The following is a 20,583-nucleotide window of genomic DNA, read 5'->3' on the forward strand; positions in this document are numbered from 1 at the left end:
CAGGGTGACCACTCTCGACGACGTCAGCGCGCTCACCGACGAGCGGATGCGGCGGATGAGCCCGGGCAACCAGGGCAAGCTGCCGCCGGTCGACATGACCGGTCTGCCGCCGGGTCCGAAGTGGCCGGTGCTCGTCCAGACGGCCGGGCTGCTGCGCTTCCGGCACAGGTTCCACCCCTACCTGCGCAAGAAGTACGGCGACGTCTTCACGGTCCGGCTCGCGCCGGGCGGTCGGCCGCTGGTGTTCTTCACCCGGCCCGAGCACGCGAAGGAGATCTTCGCGGGCGACCCGGAGGTCTTCCACGCCGGCAAGGCCAACGGGATCCTCGGCCCGATCATGGGCGAGCACTCCCTGCTCCTCCAGGACTCGTCCGAGCACAAGCGCGCGCGCAAGCTGCTGATGCCGGCCTTCAACGGCCACGCGCTGCGGGAGTACCAGTCGCTCGTCACCGAGGTCGCCAGGGCCGAGGTCGCGACCTGGACGCCCGACGAGGAGTTCCGCTCGCTCGACCGGATGAACCGCCTGACCCTCGAGGTCATCCTCCGGGTCGTCTTCGGCGTCACCGACGAGCGTCGGCTGGCCGAGCTGCGTCCACGCGTCAACAAGACCGTCAACATCAGCCCGGCGATCCTGCTCGGCTGGGGCTACCCGTGGCTGCAGAAGTTCGGCCCGTGGAAGCGCACCGTCGACAACCAGCGCGAGCTCGACGAGCTGATGTACGCCGAGATCCGCGAGCGGCGCTCGGCCCCGGACCTCGCCGAGCGCACCGACGTGCTCTCCAAGCTGATCGTGCAGGGCGAGGACGGCGACGCCCTCAGCGACAACGAGCTGCGCGACCAGCTGGTGACGCTGCTGCTCGCCGGCCACGAGACCACGGCGACCGCGCTCGCGTGGGCGCTCTACGAGGCCGGGCGCGACCCCGAGCTGCTGGCCCGCTGCCGGACGGCCGCCGCCGAGGGCGACGACGACTTCCTCGAGGCGGTCGTCAAGGAGTCGATGCGGCTCCACCCGGTGATCCCGATGGTGGTGCGCACGCTCATGCAGCCCGCCACGATCGCCGGCTACCGCCTGCCGAAGGGCACCACGGTCGGGCCGTCGATCATCATCGCCCACCAGCGCGACGACAACCACGACGAGCCGGACGCCTTCCGCCCCGAGCGCTTCATCGGCCACAACCCGCCGACCAACACCTGGATCCCGTTCGGCGGCGGCGTCCGCCGCTGCATCGGCGCGGGCTTCGCCCAGATGGAGGGCGTGGCGGTGCTGCGCGAGGTGTTCGCGGCGTACGACGTGACCGCGATCGGCGACGACGAGCCCAAGGTCCGCAACATCACGAGCGTGCCGCGCCACGGAGCCCGCATCCGCGTCAGCCGTTAATCGACTCGCGGATCGGCCGATCCGCTGGGACGATCCTGCCTTGTGATCGACCGTCTCAAGGCCCTGCGGATGGACACCACGCCGCTGCGTGCGTCCCGCGACTTCCGCCTGCTCTTCCTCGCCGGCACGGTCTTCTACTTCGGCGCGATGGTCAGCTATGTCGCCATCCCCTACCAGATCTACACGATCACCGGCTCCAACTTCGCGGTCGGTGCGATCGGCCTGGTCGAGCTCGCGCCGATCATCGTCTTCGGCCTGTACGGCGGCGCGCTGGCCGACCACGTCGACCGGCGCAAGCTCCTGATCTGGACCGGCCTCGCCCAGGCGGTGTTCACCGCCGTGCTCGCCGTCAACGCCTTCCGCGACGACCCGCAGCTGTGGGTGATCTTCGTGGTCGCCGCCCTGCTGACGTCGTGCTCGGCGATGCAGCGCCCGTCCCGCGAGGCGCTGATGCCGCGGACCGTCGCCCACGACCAGATCGCGGCCGCCAACGCGCTCTCCAGCCTCGGCATCCAGATCGGCGTGCTCGCCGGCCCGGCCCTCGGCGGTCTGCTGGTCGCCTACGTCGGGATCGGCTGGTGCTTCGTCATCGACATCTGCGGCCTCCTCGTGGCGTCGTCGCTCTACGTGGTCATGCGCTCCTACCCGCACCGCGAGGAGACGACCCCGCCGAGCCTGAAGGCGATCAAGGAGGGCATGACCTACGCCCTCGGCCGCCGCGACCTCCTCGGCACCTACATCGTCGACATCGTCGCGATGCTCTTCGCGATGCCGGTCGTGCTCTTCCCGGCCCTCGCCGAGGAGGTCTTCGACCAGCCGCAGCTGCTGGGCCTCCTCTACTCCGCCGAGGTCGTCGGAGCGCTGATCGCGACCGCGCTCTCCGGCTGGACCTCGCGCTTCTTCCACCACGGCCGGGCGATCGTCGTCGCCGCCGCGGCGTACGGCGGCTTCATCGCCCTCGCCGGCCTGATGCCGAGCATCTGGCTGGTCGCGCTCTCGCTCGCCTTCGCCGGCGCGGCCGACATGATCTCCGGGATCTTCCGCTCGACGGTGTGGAGCCAGACGATCCCCGAGGGCATGCGCGGCCGCCTCGCCGGCATCGAGATGCTGTCCTACTCGCTCGGCCCGCTCGGCGGCCAGGTCCGCGCCGGCGTCACCGCCGACCTCTGGTCGGTCCGCGGCGCCATCACCAGCGGTGGCCTCGCCTGCGTCGCCGGCGTCACGGTCACGGCCGCCTGCCTGCGCGACTTCTGGGCGTACGACGCCCGCACGGACGAGTACGCCGTCGCCGAGCGGGCCACCCGGGCTGCGGCCGGGGAGAGCTGATCAGCGCTCGCCCATGAGGTGCGGCAGGTCGTCGAGGTGCGGCAGGAGCTCGACGCTCTCCTGCTCGTTGGGATCGGTCCGGGCGACCAGGGCGCGCGCCCAGGTGGTGGCACTGGTGTTGACCGGCACGTGCGGGACGCCGGGTGGGATGTAGACGAAGTCGCCGGCGTTCGCGACGGCGTGCTGCTGGAGGTCCTCGCCGTACCAGACCTCCGTCTCGCCCTCGATGACGTAGATCGCGGTCTCGTGACCGGAGTGCCGATGGGCCTTGGCCCGCGCACCCGGCGGGATCGCCAGCAGATGGGCACAGAGCCCGACGGACCCGACGCTCTGCGCCGAGACACCTTCGAACTGGTCGAGGCCCTGACGTGAGGTCGTGCGGCTCCCGGTCGGGATCACCCGGAGGGTTGGTCGTTCCACGACACCAAGGTCACCACGTCGCCGTCCAGCGCGCCACCGGTTCGTCCGCGAGCACCGAGAAAGGTTGGGAGCCTCCCGATACGGGTACTTTCCCACCACAGGCAACCGTCGAGTCCCTCTCGACCGGTGACCAGCAACCATCAGGTGCCTCGACCGAAGGCACCCCATGTCGCTTCGTCCACGCCACCTCTCCTCCCGGACCTGGGGCGCCCGGGCAGCCGTCGGGGCGTGCGCGCTCCTGGTGGTCAGCACGCTCGGCCAGCTCCCGCACGCCACGGCCGCCGCTCCGGGAGCCACCTTCGTGGACCTCGGCACCGCCGCGTCGTACTCCGTCCTCGCCGGCACCGGCGTCACCAACACCGGCTCCGCCACCGTGCTCGCCGGTGACCTCGGGCTGAGCCCCGCAGGCGTCATCACCGGCTTCCCGCCTGGGACGACGCTGGGCACGATCCACGACAAGGACGCTGCGGCCGAGCAGGCGCAGGAGGACCGGCAGACGGCGTACGACGACGCTGCCGGCCAGACCAGCACCGGCGCCTTCGCGGGCGACCAGGCCGGAGCGACCTTCAAGCCGGGCGTCTACACCAGCGCGGCGGCGGTCACGAACACCGGCACGATGACGCTCGACGCCGACGGCGACCCGAGCGCGGTGTTCGTCTTCCAGGTCGGCGCTGCGTTCAGCACCGCGGCCGCCAGCAAGATCGTGCTGACCGACGGCGCTCTCGCCAACAACGTGACCTGGCAGGTGCTCGGTGCGGTCTCCTTCGGCGCCAACGCCAAGGCCGTCGGCACGTTCCTCGGAGCGAGTGCCATCTCGTTCGGTGAAGGTGCGTCGATCAAGGGTCGTGCGCTCACGCCGAGCACGGTCGGGCTGGCGAACAGCCCCTTTGCGATCTCCAAGGACGACCTGACCGCTCCGGTCGTCACGATCGACGGTGGCGCGACCCGCTCGACCCACGACACGACACCTACCATTTCCGGCACCACCGACGAGCCGGCCGGCGCGTCCGTCACCGTCACCGTCGCCGACCAGACCCTGACCTCGACCATCGGGGCCGGCGGCACCTGGGCGGTCGGCGCGACCGCCCTCGCCGAGGGAGCTCACGACGTCGTCGCCTCGGTCAGCGACGCCTCGCAGAACACCGGCTCGGCGACGCAGGTCCTGACGGTCGACGTCACCGCGCCCGCCGTCACCGTCAACGGCGGCCAGCAGCGGGCCACGAAGGACCGGACACCGGCGATCTCCGGAACCACGGACGAGCCCGCGGGCACCACCGTCACCGTGCGCGTGGCCGGTCAGACGCTGACCACGACGTCCGCCGACGGCGGCGCCTGGCTGGTCACCGCTGGCAGCCTCTCGGAGAACTCCCACACCGTGAGGGCCACGGTCGACGACCCGGCCGGCAACCGCGGCACCGACACGCAGGTCCTCACCGTGGACGTGACCGTCCCGGTCGTCACGATCAACGGCGGCGCCACCCGGTCGACGAGCGACACCTCGCCCTGGACCTACGGCACGACGGCAGAGAAGGCCGGCACCACCGTCGAGGTCAGCATCGGCGGCCAGCACCTCACCGCGACCGTCCAGCCGGGCGGCACCTGGGGAGTCAGTGCGGCAGCCGTCGACCCGGGTCGCTACAAGGTGGTCGCATCGATCACCGATGCCGCCCACAACACCGGCTCGGCGACCCAGCTGCTCACGATCGGCGGCTCCGGTCCGGTCGACCCCGACCACCGCTACCAGCCCGACGCCTCGATCCGCCTCGTCAAGGGCAAGCACGCCCGGACGACGACGTTCCGGGTCCGGCTCACCAACCGCGGCGACTCCGCCGACGCACTGGTCGTGAAGGGCGCGCCGAGGACCGAGAAGTTCACGGTCCGCTACCTCGTGGCCGGTCGCAACGTCACCGCCGCGGTCGTCGCCGGCTCCTACAGGACCGGCAACCTGGCCGCCGGCACGTCGGTCGTCATGGTCGTGAAGATCAGCCGCACCCACGCCGCGAAGCCGGGCGACAAGCACGCGTTCACGGTCCGGGCCACGTCATCTCACGCAGCCAGCAAGCACGACGCGGTCGTCGCCGTCGTACGGCGGGCCCGCTAGCCCGCGTCGAGCACCCGCGAGAGGAACCGCTGCGTGCGCTCCTCCTGCGGGTCGGTGAGCACCTCGGCGCCACCGCGCTCGGCGACGACGCCGTTGTCGAGGAAGAGCACCTGGTCGGCGACGTCGCGGGCGAAGCGGACCTCGTGGGTGACGATGACGAGCGTCCAGTTCTCGGCCGCGAGGTCGCGGATGACGGCGAGCACCTCGCCGACGAGCTCGGGGTCGAGCGCCGACGTGGGCTCGTCGAGGAGCAGCACCTCGGGCTTGAGGGCGAGCGCGCGGGCGATGCCGACGCGCTGCTGCTGGCCGCCCGAGAGCTGCGACGGGTAGGCGTCCTCGCGGCCGGCGAGGCCGACCTGCTCGAGCAGCACCCGGGCGTCGGCGGCGGCCTCCTCGACGTTCCGGCCCTGCACCTGCACCGGCCCCTCGATCAGGTTGCCGAGCACGGTCTTGTGCGGGAAGAGGTTGTGGGACTGGAAGACCATGCCGCTGCGAGCGCGCAGCGCCTTGACGGCTCGGCGGTACGACGCCTTGTCGGCCGGCGGGGACGCGAAGTCGACCGATGCGTCGGAGATGCGGACCAGGCCGGCGTCCGGGGTCTCGAGCACGTTCATCGAGCGCAGGATGGTCGTCTTGCCCGAGCCCGAGGGACCGAGCAGGACGGAGACGCTGCCGGCGGGCGCGGTGAAGTCGACGCCCTGCAGCACCACCTGGTCGCCGAAGGACTTCGTGAGGCCGTGCACCTCGATCAGGTCGCTCATGCCACGTGCCTGCTCAGTCGTCGTTCGAGAGGACCCTGGGCCAGGGTCACGAGGTAGCAGACCACCCAGTAGTAGAGGGCGACCATGCCGTAGAGGGGGAGGTACTCCGTGGTCAGCGCCGCCTGCACCTCCGCCTGGCGGAAGAGCTCGGGCACCAGCACCAGCGAGGCCAACGAGGAGTCCTTGATCAGCGAGAGCAGCGTGTTGGACAAGGGCGGGACGGCGATGCGGGCCGCCTGCGGGAAGACGATCCGGCGCATCGACTGCCAGTAGTCCATGCCGATCACGGTCGCCGCCTCGTACTGCCCGCGCGGCACCGACAGCACCGAGGCGCGGACGATCTCGGCGGCGTACCCGCCCACGTTGAGGCTGAAGGCGATGATCGCGGCGACGTACGGGTCGAACTTGATGCCGATCTGCCCGAGCCCGAAGAAGATGATGAACAGCTGCACCAGCAGCGGGGTGCCGCGGATGATCGAGATGTAGACCCTCGCGATCCAGTCGAGGACCGTGAACGACGAGAGGCGGGCCAGGGCCGCGGCGATCGCGATGGCCAGGCCGATCAGGAAGCTGGCCACGGTGAGCGGGATCGTGCCCTTCACCAGGCCCTTGAACATCGGCCAGATGTTGTCCTGCACGACCTCCCAGGTCGAGCGCGAGTCGGACGCCTCGACCTTCACGTCCTCCCGGGCGCCCTCCTTGGTGGTGACGTCCGCCTTGAAGTACTTCTCGGAGATCTTCGCGAGGGTGCCGTCCTCGGTGAGCTTCTTCAGCGCTGCGTCGGCCTGCTGCTGCAGCTGCGGCTCGTCCTTGCGGAACGCCAGCGCCTGCTGGAGCGTGTCGTCGCCGGCGTCGCCCGCGATCTTGACCTGGTCGTTGCCGGAGGTCGCGAGGTAGTCGAGCACCGCGATGTTGTCGTTGACGATCGCGTCGACCCGGCCCTGGACGAGCAGCTGGACGCCGGGCCCGAAGTCCTGCACGTACTTCACGTCGGCGCCCGCGTCACGCGCGACCTGCGCCCAGTTGCTGCTGGCGGTCTGCGCCGTCGTACGCCCCTTCAGGTCCGCGAGCGTGGTGATGTCGTCGGTGTCCTTGGCGGTGACGATCACGCCGTGGGAGTAGGTGTACGGCGTGCTGAAGAGGTAGCGCGCCTTGCGCTCCGCGTCGATCGTGACCTGGTTGGCGATCACGTCGATCCGGCCGGCGTCGAGGGCCGGGAAGAGCGAGTCGAAGGGCGCCTCCGTGAACTGCACGTCCCAGCCGGCCTCCTCGCCGACCGCCTTCATCACCTCGATGTCGAACCCGGTCAGCTGGTCGGTGTCCGGGTCGCGGTAGGTGAAGGGCGGGTAGGTGCCCTCGGTCCCTACGCGGACGACCGGTCGGTCGTCGGCGTGCGCCGACGCGGCATACGGCGTCCCGAGCAGCACGCCGCACACGATCGCGAGCAACGCGAAGATCCGGAACGGGTGCACTCGCGGCAACTTACCCGTGCCCCTGCGGGTCGAACCATCGTGGATCATGATCGGTCGCAGCGACCAAGCTCGAGGACACGGGTGCTCGTGTGTGCGGGCGCCATGGCGGGTCTCTGGCTGACCGCGCTCGTCGTCGTGTGGAGCGGGCTCGTCTTCTTCGTCGGTACGCCGCTCGGGATGATCGTCAGCGGAGTGGCCTGGATCGGTCTGCTGGTCGTGGTCGCCGTCCTCGCAATGGTCAGCGGGCGGCGCTGGCTGCTGGTCACCGGCGCCGCCGTGACGCTCGTGCTCGCGGTCGCGACGTACAACTGGTCGGCGGTCGCGCCGCGGGCCTGGTTCGAGCTGCACCGACCGCTCTACGACCACGCCGTCCGCGTCACGGAGACCGACGACTCCTACTACGGCGTCCGGCTGCCGCTCCTGCTGCGACCCCTGAGCGCCAACGGCCGCGTGGCCGACCAGAACGGGATGCTGGTCTTCCCCCAGTGGCGGGCATCCCGGACGACGGTGGGGGCTACGTCTGGTCACCGGATCGGACGCCCGACGCCGACATGTTCGGTGAGCCCTGCGTCGAGCCTGACGACCTCGGCGACGGGTGGTGGATGTGCCTGATGACCGACTAGGTCAGGCCTGGTCCGCCAGCCACTCCTCGAAGCTCGGGCCGCGGACCAGCGCGCCGGGACCGGGCAGCATCGCTCCGTTCGCCAGGCTGGTCGGCGCCGGGACCGCCTCCACGATGACGTCGTCGCCGCGGGCGGCGACCAGGCGGCGCACCTGGTCGACGAGGTTCTCCTCCTGCGGTCCGGTCAGCTCGACGTCTCCCTCGACAGCACCGGTCGCGACGTCGAGCAGCAGGCGGACGATCTCGCCGGTCGCGACCGGCCGCGTCGGCACGTCGATGATGCGGGCCACGCCGTCCTGGGTGCTCCACTGGAGCATCTGGGCGGCGAACTCGAGGAACTGCGTCGCGCGCACGACGACGACACCCGGCGCGGTCGCGCGGTAGGCGCGCTCCTGGTCGAGCTTGGCGACGTAGTAGTCGTAGTCGGGGCTGCGGTCGACGCCCACGATCGAGAGCACGACGCTGCGGCGTACGCCGGCAGCGGTCGCGGCGGTGCCGATGTTGCGGGCGACCGTCGGGAAGAAGGTCGCCGCCTGGTCGAGCGGGCAGGCCGTCACGTCGACCGCGGTGTCGACCCCGCCGAGGGCGGCCTCGAGCTCGGGCCCGGGGGCGAGGAGGTCGAACCCGGTCTCGCGGGCGATCTCGACGACCTCGTGCCCTTCCTTGCGGGCCAGGGCGCTGAGCTGCGAGCCGATGTTGCCGGTGGCGCCGGCGATGGCGATCTTCATGTCGTTTTCCTGTTCGTTAACGCGGATAACTGATATCCGCGATTAGAGCACAGAACTCGGACAGTTGTCATCCACGAATTCGCTAGGATGACGCCATGAAGCTGTCCGGAGGCGTCGAGTGGGCCGTGCACTGCTGCGTGGTGCTCAGCCAGGCGGAGGGTCCCGTGCCGGCGCAGCGGCTCGCCGAGTTCCACGGCATCTCCCGCACCTATCTCGCCAAGCACCTCCAGCAGCTGTCGCGTGCCGGGTTGGTCAGCTCGACCGAGGGGCGGGTGGGCGGCTACGCACTCACCCGGCCCGGCGGCGAGATCACCTTGCTGGACGTCGTGCTGGCGATCGAGGGCCGCGAGCAGGCGTTCCGCTGCACCGAGATCCGGCAGAACGGCCCGCTCCCGGCGAGTCCGCAGGCCTGCAAGAAGGCGTGCGGGGTGGCGCGGGCGATGCACGCGGCCGAGCAGGCCTGGCGCGAGTCGCTGAAGGGCGTGACGATCGCCGACCTGGCCGTCAGTGTCGAGCAGGACGCCGGTCCCGACACGTTCGTCCGCGTGCGGGAGTGGCTAGGAACGTAGTGCCGCCCAGGCGAGGCAGCCGAGGGCCGCAGTCGAGGTGACGGTGCGGACGATGTTCCACCGCACCCACAGCGTCTCGAAGTCGGCCCGCGAGCCGCCCGCAGCCAATGCGTCGTTGAGCGGCACGTTGCCGACCGCCGTGACCACGACCGTGCCGAGCGCGAGCGCGAGGCCGGCGATCGCCCAGCCGCGTGCGCCCGACGTGGTGGTCAGGACCGCGGCGATCGCCAGGGCCGGGGCGCCGAGGAAGCTGAGCATGAAGACCGGGTTCACGATCGCGACGTTGATGTGGTTCATCGACGAGACGAACGTGTGGTCGTCGGTGCGGGCCAGGCCGGGCATCACGCCGCACGCCCACGTGTAGTAGGTCCCGGCCTGGAGGCCGGTGAGGACGGTGGCCGCCAGGAGGACCGGGCTGCGGAGGGTGTCGAGGAGATCGCTCATGGGACCAGCACATCGTGGATGAACGAGACGATCCATCGTCGTACGACGCTCTTCCATACGCGAGCGTCCAGGACTACCGTCGGCTCCATGGACGGACTCGCTGCCCTGCTGGACGGCCCCCGCGCTCGCGGGGCCTTCCTGCTCCGCTGCCTGATGGACGCGCCGTGGTCGGTGCGGCTGCAGGACGAGTCACCGCTGTCGCTGACGGCCGTGGTGCGCGGCGGCTTCTGGGCGATCCCGGACGGCGGGGAGCCCTTCCGGGTCGAGGCGGGTGACGTCGTCATCGGCCTGGGGCCTGACCACTGGACGATCGCCGACTCCCTCGAGACCGTGCCCCAGGTCGTCATCCATCCCGGTCAGCACTGCACGACGGTGGACGGGCAGTCGCTCGAGGAGGAGATGCACCAGGGCGTCCGCAGCTGGGGCAACAGCCAGGTGGGCGAGACCGTGATGCTGACGGGCGCCTACCTCTTCGAGGGCGAGGTCAGCCGTCGGCTGCTCCGGGCGCTGCCGCGCTTCGTCGTGCTGAGCGAACGTGAGCTCGGCTCACCGCTGGTCGCCCTGCTCGCCGACGAGATCGTCAAGGACGACCCCGGTCAGGACGCCGTGCTCGACCGGCTGCTCGACCTGCTGCTGATCGCCGTGCTGCGTGCGTGGTTCGCGCGCCCCGAGGCCTCGCCCCCGTCGTGGTACGCCGGGCAGGGCGACCCGGTCGTCGGCCCGGCGCTGCGCCTGATGCAGCACCACCCGTCGCACCCGTGGACGGTCGCCGAGCTCGCTGCCGCCGGGGGAGTGTCCCGCGCGGCCTTCGCCCGGCGCTTCACCGAGGTGGTCGGCGAGCCGCCCATGATGTTCCTCACCGGCTGGCGGCTCGCCCTCGCGGCCGACCTGCTGCGCGACCCGTCCGCCACCCTCGCCACGGTCGCCCGCCAGGTCGGCTACTCCACGCCGTTCGCGCTGAGCACCGCCTTCAAGCGGGCGTACGGCGTCAGCCCGCGCGACCACAGGGCCCTGGTCGCCTAACGGATGGTGCCGACCCCCGGGATCAGCGGGAGGTCGAGCGCGGTCACCCAGCCGGCGGGCAGGTCGTTGACGGCGGGTACGGCGTTGAGCGCGCGCAGGCCGGTGGCGAGGCAGCCCGCGACGGCCGGGGCGCGGCCGGAGCCGTCGGTGAAGCGGAACGCCGTCTCCTGGGTGATGGACGGCGAGCCGTGGATGTCGACCCGGTAGACGTCGTCGGCTGAACCGGCCGGCCAGTCGGGGGCGGCGTCGAGGCCGATCCGGTTGACGTGCTCGAGCGAGATGACGTCGCGGCCGTCGTACACGCCGTTGATCGTGAAGCGGATGGCCGCGACGTTGCCGGCCTCGATGACGCCCTTGGCCGTCTTGCGGTCGGTCGGCGTCACCCACTTCTCCCAGGTGGTGGTGATGTCGTCGAGCTCGATGCCGGCGGCGTGCGCGATCATCGGGACGGTCGCGCCCCAGGCCATGATGAGCAGCTCGGGGATCTCGAGGAGGGGGGTGAACTCCGGCGAGCGGCCGATACCCATCTCGTCCTCGTAGTCGCCCTCGTAGTCGGTGTAGTCGAGCAGCTCGGACGCGCGCACCGAGTCGACCCGGCCACACAACCCCATCAGGGTCAGGGGAAACAGGTCGTTGGCGAAGCCGGGGTCGATGCCGGTGGTGAAGCACGACGCGCCACCCTCTTCGCACGCCTCGGTGATCGGGTCGCGCCAGTTCGGCGGGATCTGGGTCATCGACGGCCAGACCCACGGCGTCATCGCGGTCGAGCAGACGTCGATGCCGGCGCGGAGGAACGCGGACATCACGCGGATGTTGTCGTCGGCGTACTGCGCCGTCGGTCCGTAGTGGACCAGCGCGTCCGGCTTCAGCGCGATCAGCTCCTCGACGGAGTCGGTCGCGATCACCCCGGTCGGCGCGATGCCGCAGATGGTGCCGGCGTCGACGCCGACCTTGGCCGGGTTGGAGACGCCGACGCCGACCAGCTCGAAGACCGGGTGGTCCACGATCTCGGCGATCACCATCGACCCGACGACGCCGGTGCCCCAGACGACGACCCGCTTCTTGTCCATCCATGTCTCCTGTGTGATGCCGGGGTTTCGAGACAGGCGCTGCGCGCCCTCCTCACCGCCGTCGGCGTTATCGATCGAAGGCAGCGCGGACCCGGTCCTCGGTGAGGCCGTAGTCCTTGAGCGTGTAGTGGTGCGAGGGCTTCGCCTTGCCCTGCTTGGACTCCTGGTCGATCTCCTCGATCGCCGTCTGCACCTCGGGGGTCCAGTCGAGCCCGAACTGGTCGTAGACCCGGCGGGTGACCGCGAGCGGGTCGGTCACCAGGTCCTTGAAGGCGATGTCGATGAACTGGTCCTGGTCGTACTTCGGCCGCGCGTCGTGGAAGGCGTGGAACGCCCGCGACCACAGGTCGAGCTGGGTGTGGCCGATGACGCCGCCGACGTACGTCGAGCTGTGGCCGACCGTCGTCTCCGCGGACAGCGAGCACGACGACGCGATGCAGGTGACCGGGTCGCGGTGCGTGTAGATGATCAGCGCATCGGGATAGACGGTCATCAGCGCGTCGAGTGCGGTCATGTGCGACGGGTTCTTGAGGATCCAGCGCTTCTCGGGGTCGTTGAGCCCGACCAGCTGGAGGTTCTCCTTGTGGCGCGCATAGGCGTCGGTCCAGTCCTGCTGCTGCAGCCACTCGGTGTAGCGCGGCAGGTTGGCCAACGACTCGTAGGAGTTGGACTTGCCGGTCTGCCGCAGCAGCCGCCAGCACTCCTCGACCGTGGTCGCGTCCATGTAGTGGATCCCCATGAAGTCGGGGCTCTCGACGTGGTGCGCGGTGAACGCCTGCTGCATGGCGTTGAAGATCGGGTCCGACTCCCAGGTGTCGCGCGGCGGCCGCGGCTGGGGGTACTGCGTCAGCCACATCTCCAGGCCCTGCGAGCCCGGGTCGGAGTGCAGGTAGCGGTGCAGCGCCGTCGTGCCGGTCCGCGGCAGGCCCATCAGGAAGATCGGCCGCTCGATCGGCACGTCGCGGTGCTCGGGGTGCGCGGCGAACTGCGCCTGGGTGAGGAGCACGCCGACCAGCGCCGACTTCACCTCGGAGCGCTGGAAGTAGTTGCCCCGCGGGGTGAGCCCGGCCTCGGGCGACGCCAGGTCCTCGGTGAGGACCCGCAGGCCCTCCTCGTGGGCGCCGTCCCCGAAGTCCGACATGCCCGTGGTGCGGACGGCGGCCGCGACGATGTCCTCGTAGGAACCGACGTCGGGCCGCTCCCGCACCATGATGTTGTCGCTCATGCGCTTCTTTCGGTGGTCGAGTGCCGCCGCGAGGGACGAGCGGCGGTGTGTCGAGACCTCAGTCGTGGAACTCGCCGCAGTCGACGGTCAGGATCTGGCCCGTGACGGCCGAGGCCAGGTCGCTGGCGAGGAAGAGCGTCGCGCGGGCAACCTCCTCGGAGGAGGCGAGCCGCTTGAGGTCGGTCGGGCCGGCCTTCTCGGCGTAGACCTGCTCGTGCGTCTTGTTCTCGACGGCGCCGAGGAAGTCGAAGTAGCCGCGGTTGACGTCCTCGTAGATGTACGACGGCGCGACGCTGTTGACCCGGATCCCGCGCGGACCGAGCTCGGTGGCCAGCGACGAGGCGAGGTGCTCGAGGGCGCCCTTCGACAGCTTGTAGCCGGCGTACTCCGGCTGCGAGCTGAAGACGACGCAGGAGTTCAGCATGATGATCGAGCCCTTCGCCTCCGACAGAGCGTCGGCGAAGAGGGCGGAGAGCCGCAGCGGCGCGAAGACGTTGGTCTCGTTGACCTTCGCGAGCTTGCGCGGCTCGATCTGGGTGATCGGGTCCATCGGCGGGATCGTGAAGGCGTTGTTGATGACGCAGTCGACCCGGCCGAACGCTTCGAGGGTCTTGTCGCGCAGGTTGACCCGCGAGTCCTCGTCGGTCACGTCGGTGACCACGCTGACGACCTTGACGCCGTAGCCCTCGAGCTCCGACTGGAGCTCGAGCAGGCGGGACTCGGTGCGGCTGGCGATCACCAGGTCGGCGCCCATCTTGGCGGCCTCCACGGCCAGCGAGCGGCCGAGGCCGGGGCCGATCCCGGAGACGACCACGACCTTGCCCTTCAGCAGGGGTGCGGGGGTGTAGCGCTCCTCGATCGAGGTGTCGTGGGCCTCGGCGTAGCCAAGCTCGGTCATCAGCTGATCATCCTTCGGGCAACGGAGCGCTGCCGGGCGGCGATCCGCGCGGCGTACTCCTCGGTGGTGATGGGGGTGAAGTGCGGGAGCTTGCTGGGTACGTCGGCGAGCTTGACGATCTCGATGACCGGGCCGTCCGCCTCCTGGGTGAGGTCGCGGGTCAGCCGCTGCCAGCGCAACATCATCGCGCCGGTGGCGTGGCCGGTGCACTCGAGCCAGTTGGCGATCCCCGGGTTGCCCTCGGAGATCACGAACCGCATCTTGCCATCGGGATCCGTGACCGCCTGCGCTTTCGTCAGAGACGTCTGGTGGGTCTCGTAGTCGGTCGAGGCGTACCAGTCCGAGCCGATCTGGATGCCCTGGTAGGAGCAGTCGGTGCACTCGGGCACGGTCACGATCATCGCCTCGTCGGGGGCGAGCTCGTAGTGGCCGATCGAGGAGCGCTGCGAGGCGAGGCCGCCCGGCGTCGACTGCGGCGCGGTCAGCGTGTTGACCGGCTCCTTGTACTGGAAGAACTGGGGGAAGGCGAACCACGTCTGGATCGAGCCGACCAGGGAGCGGGCCGCCACCTCGTACTTCTTGGCGAGCGTCCTCTGGCTGAGCGGTGCGGCCGGCTTGTCGACGGTGTCGGGGCGCTCGATCCAGATCGTGCCGCGCTCCTCGGTGTCCCAGTCGTTGAAGACCTCGCGCACGATCATCGTCTTCGCGCCCGGCTCGGCGACGTAGGTGAACTCGAAGTTGCCGTCGGCGTCCTTCTCGAGCTCGCGGTCGTCGAACGCCATCATCGAGGTCGCGGCCGAGGTGGCGCTGTAGGTGCCGCCCATGACCTGGAACGACAGGTCGGCAGACGTGCCGCGGCGACCGCGGACGACGTACTCGACACCCTCGCGGAGGTAGGCGTTGAAGTAGATCGCGTCCGGGTTGTCCAGGCCCTGCCGGGAGAACTGGTGGGTCGGGTTGATGAAGACCGGCCGGTCGAGGTCGTAGTCGAAGGCCATCTGCATCGCCATCCGGATCCGGCCCGACAGGTAGTCGTAGCCCTCCAGCCGGTCCTGCTCGGTCGTGATGAACGGCGCGTTGGCGATCAGCTCCTCGGCCTCCGCGATCGCGTCCTGGAGGACCTTGGTCAGCCCCAGCGACTCACTCATCGGTGACCCCCGTCGGTCGAGGAGGGACGAAGTCCCGTCTCGAGACCCCGGAAACTGGCGTGGCTACGTTGGCTGCGGGGGACAACGAGTGCGGTTGCCTGCGCAACCTCCTCAATCACCGGGCGGCCGCTCATCCGTTGACCTTGTGGATGACGTCCTCGGCGTAGCGCTCGAGGTGGGCGATCTTCTTGTCGAGCGGCTCGGTGTCGGGACCCTTGATGTAGGGCACCCGGAAGCCGACGATGCAGTCGGTGACGCCCTTGTCCTCGAGGCGCTTGATGCCGTCGGGGGTGTAGGCGTCGTACGAGATCACGTGCACCTCGAAGTCGTCGCGGGTGTCGCCCTCCTCCTTGCGGATCTCGGCGAGCCGGACCAGCAGGCGGTCGAGCTCCTCGCCGTCCCCGCCCGCGTGCATCCAGCCGTCTCCCTTGACCACGGAACGACGCAGCGCCGCGTCGACGTGGCCGCCGACCAGGAGCGGGATCTTCTCGGTGGCTCCGGGGCACTGCTTGAGCGCGTCGACGTCGTAGAACTCGCCGTGGTACTCGAAGAACTCGCCCGTCGTGAGCCCGCGCAGGATGTCCATGCACTCGTCCATGCGCTTGCCGCGCCGGGCCCAGTCGACGCCCATGGCGTCGAAGTCCTCGGGCCACGGCGAGATGCCGACGCCGAGGCCGAGCCGGTTGTTGGAGAGGAACGCCAGCGACGAGGCCTGCTTGGCGACCAGCACCGGGGGTCGGATCGGGAGCTTGAGGACGAACGGCGTGAGCCGCAGCGTCGTCGTCACCGCGAAGAGGTGCGCGCAGAGCACCATCGTCTCGATGAACTCCTTGCCGTCGAGGAACTCGCGGTCCCCCGTGTCGGTGTAGGGGTACTTCGAGTCTGAGTCCTGGGGGTAGATGACGCTGTCGGCCACGGTCATGCTCGTGTAGCCGGCCGCCTCGGCCGCTTGGGCCAGGGGGGCGTAGTAGGTCGCCTGCGTCATCGCCTCGGCGTAGCTGAATCGCATGGGCCACACACTAGAACGTGTTCCAGTTTTGTGCCAGAGTTCCGACGTGGACCTGCAACAGATCAGCGACCGGCTCGAGATCACCGACGTACTCACGCGCTACACGCGCGCGATCGACACCGGGGAGTGGGACAAGCTCGACACCGTCTTCACCCCCGACGCGACGATCAACTACGTCGAGTCGGGCGGGATCGAGGCGACGTACGCCGAGGTGAAGCCGTGGCTGGCCGAGATGCTCCCGGCGTTCTTCCCGGTGCGGATGCACACCCTGGGCCAGCTCGACATCGCCGTCGACGGTGACACCGCGACCTGCTCGGCGTACTTCCACAACCCGATGCCCGCTCCCGACGGCCAGGGTGGCGAGAAGATCGTCGAGATCGGCGGGATCTACCACCACACGCTCGTCCGGACGGCGGACGGCTGGCGCAGCCGCAACCTGCACGAGCAGGTCTGCTGGAAGAGGGGCATGTAGCAGTGGGTCTGCCCGAGGAGAAGCCCGAGGGCCTGGACTCGCCGATGACCGCCAGGGTCATCAAGTACATGGCGCGCGCCCAGGTCCGGGTCTTCAAGCTCACCAACGGGCGGGTCGGCTCGACGTGGCGGGTGGGCGCCGGCTGGAAGAAGCCCGTGCCGACGCTGCTGCTCGACCACGTCGGTCGCAGGTCGGGCAGGACGTTCACGACGCCGCTGCTCTACCTCGAGGACGGCGCGGATCTGGTCGTCGTCGCCTCGCAGGGCGGGCTGCCGAAGAACCCCCAGTGGTACCCCAACCTGGTCGCCAGCCCCGACACCACGGTCCGGGTCCGCAAGGAGGGCGTACGCCGGGTGCGCGCCCACACCGCCGACCCCGAGGAGCGCGCCGTCCTCTGGCCGCGCCTGGTCGAGCTCTACGCCGACTTCGCGAAGTACGCGCAGTGGACCGACCGCGAGATCCCGATCGTGGTTCTCGAGCCTCGCTGAGCAACAATGGCGCCATGTCCGACCAGCTGCCCGACCGACCTGATGAAGGCCACCCGATCATCGCCGGCCTCGTCGCGCTCGTCGGCGTCGGCCTGGTGGTCGGCCTGATCCTCGGTCTCGGAGTGCTCGTCGGCTCGAAGGTCCTCGGCCTCGGCGGCGGTGACGGCGCCGGCACCGCGAGCGACGTGCACTCGATGTACCTCCCCAAGCCCCAGAAGACACCGACGCCCACGGCCCCGGAGATCACGCTGGACCCGGGCGAGACCCCGACCGGGTCGGACGACTCGTCGCCGACCGACGAGCCGACCGAGAGCAAGTCGCCCGACAAGCAGATCTCGCTGTCGTCGTCGGTGACGTCGGTCGGACCGATGGAGCAGTTCACGCTCACCGGCGTCTATCCCGGCGGCGAGGGCGCGATCCTGCAGGTCCAGCGCTTCCAGGCCGGCCAGTGGACCGACTTCCAGGCCACCGGCTCGGTCAGCGACGAGACGTTCGCCATCCCGGTGCAGACCGGTCAGGTCGGCATGAACCGCTTCCGCGTCGTCGACACCGACAGCGGCCTCGAGTCCGACGAGGTCCGCATCACCATCGGCTGACGTCGCAGCCGCGCCGTCACGGCCGGCTGACCGGCCAGGATGCCGCCGAGCACGAGCAGCATGCCGAGGGCCTGGCTCGCTCCGAAGCTCTCGCCCGCGAGGGCGATGCCGACGACGGTGCCCGAGACCGGGTTGAGCAGGCCCACCAGGGACACCGCTCCCGCGGGCAGTCGGCGCAGGCCGCGGAACCACACGACGTAGGCCAGCAGCGTCCCGGCGAGCCCGATCCAGAGGAAGCCGCCGATGGCGGGCAGGTCGAGCTGGGGCGGCGTGCCCTCGACGACCAGCGCGATCGGCAGGAGGACCAGTCCGCCCGCGACCAGCTGCCACGCGGTGAAGGTGAGCAGGTCGACCGGAGGGGTCCAGCGCTTGACGAGCACGAACCCGAGCGACGACATCGCGACGGCGCCGAACGAGGCGGCGACTCCGATCGGGTCGACGGCCACGCTGGAGCGGAGCACGAGCAGCGCGACGCCGGCGACGCCGACCGCAGCGCCGACGAGGGCGGCCGCGCGCGGTCGCTCACCGATCACGGCCCAGGCGATCAGCATGATCACGATCGGAGCGGTCGCGGTGAGCGTGGCGGCCATGCCGCCGGGCAGCCGGTAGGCAGCGATGAAGATCAGCACGAAGAACGCGCCGATGTTGAGGGTGCCGAGCACCAGGGACCGCCACCACCAGATCCCCCGGGGCAGCGTGGGCCGGAAGGCCAGCAGCAGCAGGCCGAACGGGAGCGCCCGGACCATCGCGCCGAAGAGCGGGCGGTCGGGAGGCAGGTAGGTCTCGGTCACGTAGTAGCCCGAGCCCCAGGCGATCGGGGCCAGTGCCGCGAGGCCGAGGGTCCGCCAACTAGTTTCCATGGAAGCAATAATAGTTTCCGAGTGAGATATATTCCGCATCGTGGCAGCCTCAGGGGAGCGAGACCTCGATCACGTCAGCCGGATCATGGCGAAGTGGGCCGAGGCGCGGCCCGACCTCGACGTGTCGCCGCTGGGGATCATCGGCCGGCTGCACCGCCTGGGTGCCCGGCTCACCGAAGAGCTCGTCGCCGTCTACGCGGAGTTCGGCCTGGGCGAGGGGGAGTTCGACATCCTCGCGACGCTGCGCCGCGAAGGTGCGCCGTACGAGCTGACGCCCAGCGACCTCGCCGCCTGGACGATGGTCTCGTCGGGGGCCGTGACGAAGCGGGTGGACCGCTGCGTGGAGCAGGGCTGGGTCACCCGGCGGGTCAGCGAGGGTGATGGCCGCGGGCGCGTGGTGGCGCTGACCGACGCCGGCCTCGACGTGATCGACCGCGCCTTCACGGCCCACATGGCCAACGAGCACCGGCTGGTCTCGTCGCTGAACGAGATGGAGAGGGCCCGGCTCGCACATCTCCTGGAGACGTGGGGCCGGGCCCTCGACGCGTAGGTTTCGAGACGGGCGCGGAGCGCCCTCCTCAACCGCGGTGGTCGTCAGCTCGGGACGTAGTCGAACGTGTCCGGGTTGGGTCCGGTGCGGCCGGCCTCGCCCTGGTCGAGTGCGCTGATGGTGGCGACCTCGTCGGGCGTGAGCGTGAAGTCGAAGATCTCGAAGTTCTCGCGCATCCGCTCCTGGCGGCTCGACTTCGGGAAGACGATGTCGCCCCGCTCGATGTGCCAGCGCAGGGTGACCTGGGAAGGCGTCTTGCCGTGGGCGGCGGCGATCTTGCCGATCGCCGGGTCGTCGAGCACCTTGCCCTGGGCGATCGGCGACCAGGCCTCGACCTCGGCGCCGTGACGGATCGAGGCCGCGCGGGCGTCCTCGTTGGTGAAGTAGGGGTGCACCTCGATCTGGTTGACCGCGGGGACGACGCCGGTCTCGGCGACGATCCGGTCGAGGTGGGCCGGCTGGAAGTTCGAGACGCCGATCGAGCGGGCCCGGCCCTCGCTGACGAACTCGATCAGGGTGCGCCACGTCGAGACGTAGTCGCCGTCGTACAGCGTCGGCAGCGGCCAGTGGATGAGGAACAGGTCGATCTGCTCGAGCCCGAGCTTGTCCATCGTGGTGTCGAAGGCGCGACGGGCGTCGTCGGGCCGGTGGAAGCCGTTGTTGAGCTTGCTGGTGATCCAGAGCTCGTCGCGCGGGATGTCCGAGGCCTTGATCGCCTCGCCGACCTCCTGCTCGTTGCCGTACATCTGCGCGGTGTCGATGTGGCGGTAGCCGACCTCGAACGCCTTGGTCACCGCGTCCGCGGTCTGCTCCGGCGGGATCTGGAACACGCCGAAGCCGAGCTGGGGGATGGTCGTCTGGTTGTTCAGGGTGATGGTCGGAACAGTCATACCTAGTCCATCTCCTGAAGGGGGCAGGATCATTCCCATGGAGTTCACCGACTACGACACACGTCTGGGTGCCTACGCCGTCATCATCCGCGACGAGCACGTGCTGCTGGCGCTCTGGAACGAGCCCGAGGTGCCGACCTGGACGCTCCCCGGCGGGGGCGTCGAGCTGCACGAGTCCCCGGAGGAGGGTGCTGTCCGGGAGGTGCTCGAGGAGACCGGGTACGACGTCGAGCTGGGCGGCCTGCTGGGCGTGGACGCCTTCGTGATCGCGCCGGGCAAGCGGTTCGAGCCGGTCGGCGAGCGGCCGCAGAAGAACGTCCGGGTGTTCTACGCCGCGACCGTCACGGGCGGCGACCTGCGCGACGAGGTCGGCGGGTCGACCGACCAGGCACGGTGGATCCCCCTCGCCGACGTACCCGCCCTGGTGCGCGAGCCGATGGTCCGGAAATTCGTCGGCTGATCCGGGAATGGTCGGGGGCCGGGCCTGCGTTGAGCCAAGTGAGCAAAGTTGAGTTGATCCGACTCAACTAATT

Annotated in this window: 23 protein-coding genes; 11 read left to right on the top strand and 12 right to left on the bottom strand. The window is 70.0% G+C overall.

What is annotated here, in order from left to right:
- The first annotated feature begins 4 nt into the window (after window positions 1-4).
- Both ABLE68_RS10200 and ABLE68_RS10205 read left to right on the top strand, forming a co-directional pair.
- A complete protein-coding gene (locus tag ABLE68_RS10200; protein WP_348871213.1) occupies window positions 5-1,378 on the top strand; it encodes a cytochrome P450 in 1,374 nt (457 codons plus the stop codon).
- A gap of 42 nt (window positions 1,379-1,420) precedes the next feature.
- On the top strand, window positions 1,421-2,704 hold the full coding sequence (locus ABLE68_RS10205) for an MFS transporter (RefSeq protein WP_348871214.1): 1,284 nt from the start codon (window positions 1,421-1,423) through the stop codon (window positions 2,702-2,704).
- On the opposite strand, the gene ABLE68_RS10210 is transcribed toward ABLE68_RS10205, so the two are convergent.
- Window positions 2,705-3,124 (bottom strand): cupin domain-containing protein, encoded by a 420-nt coding sequence (locus tag ABLE68_RS10210; RefSeq protein WP_348871215.1) that lies wholly within the window; start codon window positions 3,122-3,124, stop codon window positions 2,705-2,707.
- Window positions 3,125-3,290: 166 nt separating this feature from the next.
- Here ABLE68_RS10210 and ABLE68_RS10215 point away from each other — a divergent pair, with 166 nt between their 5' ends.
- Window positions 3,291-5,225 carry an ice-binding family protein gene (locus ABLE68_RS10215; protein ID WP_348871216.1) on the top strand — a complete coding sequence of 645 codons (1,935 nt, stop codon included), beginning with the start codon at window positions 3,291-3,293 and terminating at the stop codon, window positions 5,223-5,225.
- Here the strand turns inward: ABLE68_RS10215 and ABLE68_RS10220 are convergent.
- Both ABLE68_RS10220 and ABLE68_RS10225 read right to left on the bottom strand, forming a co-directional pair.
- Window positions 5,222-5,986 (bottom strand): amino acid ABC transporter ATP-binding protein, encoded by a 765-nt coding sequence (locus ABLE68_RS10220; protein WP_348871217.1) that lies wholly within the window; start codon window positions 5,984-5,986, stop codon window positions 5,222-5,224. The genes ABLE68_RS10215 and ABLE68_RS10220 overlap by 4 nt on opposite strands.
- On the bottom strand, window positions 5,983-7,458 hold the full coding sequence (locus ABLE68_RS10225) for an ABC transporter substrate-binding protein/permease (protein ID WP_348871218.1): 1,476 nt from the start codon (window positions 7,456-7,458) through the stop codon (window positions 5,983-5,985). Before ABLE68_RS10225 ends, ABLE68_RS10220 begins: the two co-directional genes overlap by 4 nt.
- Window positions 7,459-7,560: 102 nt before the next feature.
- Here ABLE68_RS10225 and ABLE68_RS10230 point away from each other — a divergent pair, with 102 nt between their 5' ends.
- A complete protein-coding gene (locus tag ABLE68_RS10230) occupies window positions 7,561-8,070 on the top strand; it encodes a hypothetical protein (protein ID WP_348871219.1) in 510 nt (169 codons plus the stop codon).
- Between the two features lie 12 nt (window positions 8,071-8,082).
- On the opposite strand, the gene ABLE68_RS10235 is transcribed toward ABLE68_RS10230, so the two are convergent.
- Window positions 8,083-8,808 (bottom strand): SDR family oxidoreductase, encoded by a 726-nt coding sequence (locus ABLE68_RS10235; protein WP_348871220.1) that lies wholly within the window; start codon window positions 8,806-8,808, stop codon window positions 8,083-8,085.
- Between the two features lie 95 nt (window positions 8,809-8,903).
- Between ABLE68_RS10235 and ABLE68_RS10240 the strand changes: the two genes are divergently transcribed.
- Window positions 8,904-9,377 (top strand): RrF2 family transcriptional regulator, encoded by a 474-nt coding sequence (locus ABLE68_RS10240; RefSeq protein ID WP_348871221.1) that lies wholly within the window; start codon window positions 8,904-8,906, stop codon window positions 9,375-9,377.
- Here ABLE68_RS10240 and ABLE68_RS10245 read toward each other — a convergent pair.
- A complete protein-coding gene (locus tag ABLE68_RS10245) occupies window positions 9,366-9,821 on the bottom strand; it encodes an anthrone oxygenase family protein (RefSeq protein ID WP_348871222.1) in 456 nt (151 codons plus the stop codon). The two genes, ABLE68_RS10240 and ABLE68_RS10245, sit on opposite strands and share 12 nt — an antisense overlap.
- An 87-nt stretch (window positions 9,822-9,908) precedes the next feature.
- On the opposite strand from ABLE68_RS10245, the gene ABLE68_RS10250 reads away from it, so the two are divergent.
- Window positions 9,909-10,844 carry an AraC family transcriptional regulator gene (locus ABLE68_RS10250; RefSeq protein WP_348871223.1) on the top strand — a complete coding sequence of 312 codons (936 nt, stop codon included), beginning with the start codon at window positions 9,909-9,911 and terminating at the stop codon, window positions 10,842-10,844.
- On the opposite strand, the gene ABLE68_RS10255 is transcribed toward ABLE68_RS10250, so the two are convergent.
- The 5 genes from ABLE68_RS10255 to ABLE68_RS10275 all read right to left on the bottom strand — a co-directional run bounded on the left by ABLE68_RS10255 (window position 10,841) and on the right by ABLE68_RS10275 (window position 16,194).
- Window positions 10,841-11,914, bottom strand: a complete 1,074-nt coding sequence (locus tag ABLE68_RS10255; protein WP_348871224.1) for an NAD(P)H-dependent amine dehydrogenase family protein — start codon at window positions 11,912-11,914, stop codon at window positions 10,841-10,843. The two genes, ABLE68_RS10250 and ABLE68_RS10255, sit on opposite strands and share 4 nt — an antisense overlap.
- Window positions 11,915-11,981: 67 nt before the next feature.
- Entirely contained in the window at window positions 11,982-13,139 is a 1,158-nt protein-coding gene (locus ABLE68_RS10260; protein ID WP_348871225.1) for a sulfotransferase family protein, read from the bottom strand.
- 58 nt (window positions 13,140-13,197) lie between these two features.
- Complete coding sequence (locus ABLE68_RS10265) at window positions 13,198-14,037, bottom strand: SDR family oxidoreductase (RefSeq protein WP_348871226.1); 840 nt, start codon at window positions 14,035-14,037, stop codon at window positions 13,198-13,200.
- The gene (locus ABLE68_RS10270; RefSeq protein WP_348871227.1) at window positions 14,037-15,185 is read right to left on the bottom strand and encodes a hypothetical protein; all 1,149 of its coding nucleotides are present in this window, start codon (window positions 15,183-15,185) and stop codon (window positions 14,037-14,039) included. Before ABLE68_RS10270 ends, ABLE68_RS10265 begins: the two co-directional genes overlap by 1 nt.
- Before the next feature lie 130 nt (window positions 15,186-15,315).
- On the bottom strand, window positions 15,316-16,194 hold the full coding sequence (locus ABLE68_RS10275; RefSeq protein WP_348871228.1) for a TIGR03619 family F420-dependent LLM class oxidoreductase: 879 nt from the start codon (window positions 16,192-16,194) through the stop codon (window positions 15,316-15,318).
- Window positions 16,195-16,240: 46 nt separating this feature from the next.
- Between ABLE68_RS10275 and ABLE68_RS10280 the strand changes: the two genes are divergently transcribed.
- Genes ABLE68_RS10280 through ABLE68_RS10290 form a run of 3 tightly spaced genes read left to right on the top strand, consistent with a single transcriptional unit; the run spans window position 16,241 to window position 17,750 of the window.
- A complete protein-coding gene (locus tag ABLE68_RS10280) occupies window positions 16,241-16,666 on the top strand; it encodes a nuclear transport factor 2 family protein (protein WP_348871229.1) in 426 nt (141 codons plus the stop codon).
- Window positions 16,667-16,668: 2 nt separating this feature from the next.
- Window positions 16,669-17,154 (top strand): nitroreductase/quinone reductase family protein, encoded by a 486-nt coding sequence (locus ABLE68_RS10285; RefSeq protein ID WP_348871230.1) that lies wholly within the window; start codon window positions 16,669-16,671, stop codon window positions 17,152-17,154.
- Window positions 17,155-17,168: 14 nt separating this feature from the next.
- Window positions 17,169-17,750 carry a hypothetical protein gene (locus ABLE68_RS10290; protein ID WP_348871231.1) on the top strand — a complete coding sequence of 194 codons (582 nt, stop codon included), beginning with the start codon at window positions 17,169-17,171 and terminating at the stop codon, window positions 17,748-17,750.
- On the opposite strand, the gene ABLE68_RS10295 is transcribed toward ABLE68_RS10290, so the two are convergent.
- Window positions 17,669-18,610 carry an EamA family transporter gene (locus ABLE68_RS10295; protein ID WP_348871232.1) on the bottom strand — a complete coding sequence of 314 codons (942 nt, stop codon included), beginning with the start codon at window positions 18,608-18,610 and terminating at the stop codon, window positions 17,669-17,671. The two genes, ABLE68_RS10290 and ABLE68_RS10295, sit on opposite strands and share 82 nt — an antisense overlap.
- A 40-nt stretch (window positions 18,611-18,650) precedes the next feature.
- Here ABLE68_RS10295 and ABLE68_RS10300 point away from each other — a divergent pair, with 40 nt between their 5' ends.
- Window positions 18,651-19,160: a MarR family winged helix-turn-helix transcriptional regulator gene (locus tag ABLE68_RS10300; protein ID WP_348871233.1), complete on the top strand. Its 510-nt coding sequence runs from the start codon at window positions 18,651-18,653 to the stop codon at window positions 19,158-19,160.
- 44 nt (window positions 19,161-19,204) lie between these two features.
- On the opposite strand, the gene ABLE68_RS10305 is transcribed toward ABLE68_RS10300, so the two are convergent.
- Entirely contained in the window at window positions 19,205-20,050 is an 846-nt protein-coding gene (locus tag ABLE68_RS10305; RefSeq protein WP_348871234.1) for an aldo/keto reductase, read from the bottom strand.
- A 37-nt stretch (window positions 20,051-20,087) separates the two neighbouring features.
- Here ABLE68_RS10305 and ABLE68_RS10310 point away from each other — a divergent pair, with 37 nt between their 5' ends.
- Window positions 20,088-20,510 carry an NUDIX hydrolase gene (locus tag ABLE68_RS10310; RefSeq protein WP_348871235.1) on the top strand — a complete coding sequence of 141 codons (423 nt, stop codon included), beginning with the start codon at window positions 20,088-20,090 and terminating at the stop codon, window positions 20,508-20,510.
- The last annotated feature ends 73 nt before the right edge of the window (window positions 20,511-20,583 follow it).

The sequence above is a fragment of the Nocardioides pollutisoli genome, from assembly GCF_040045055.1.
In the GTDB taxonomy this organism is placed as follows: domain Bacteria; phylum Actinomycetota; class Actinomycetes; order Propionibacteriales; family Nocardioidaceae; genus Nocardioides; species Nocardioides tweenelious.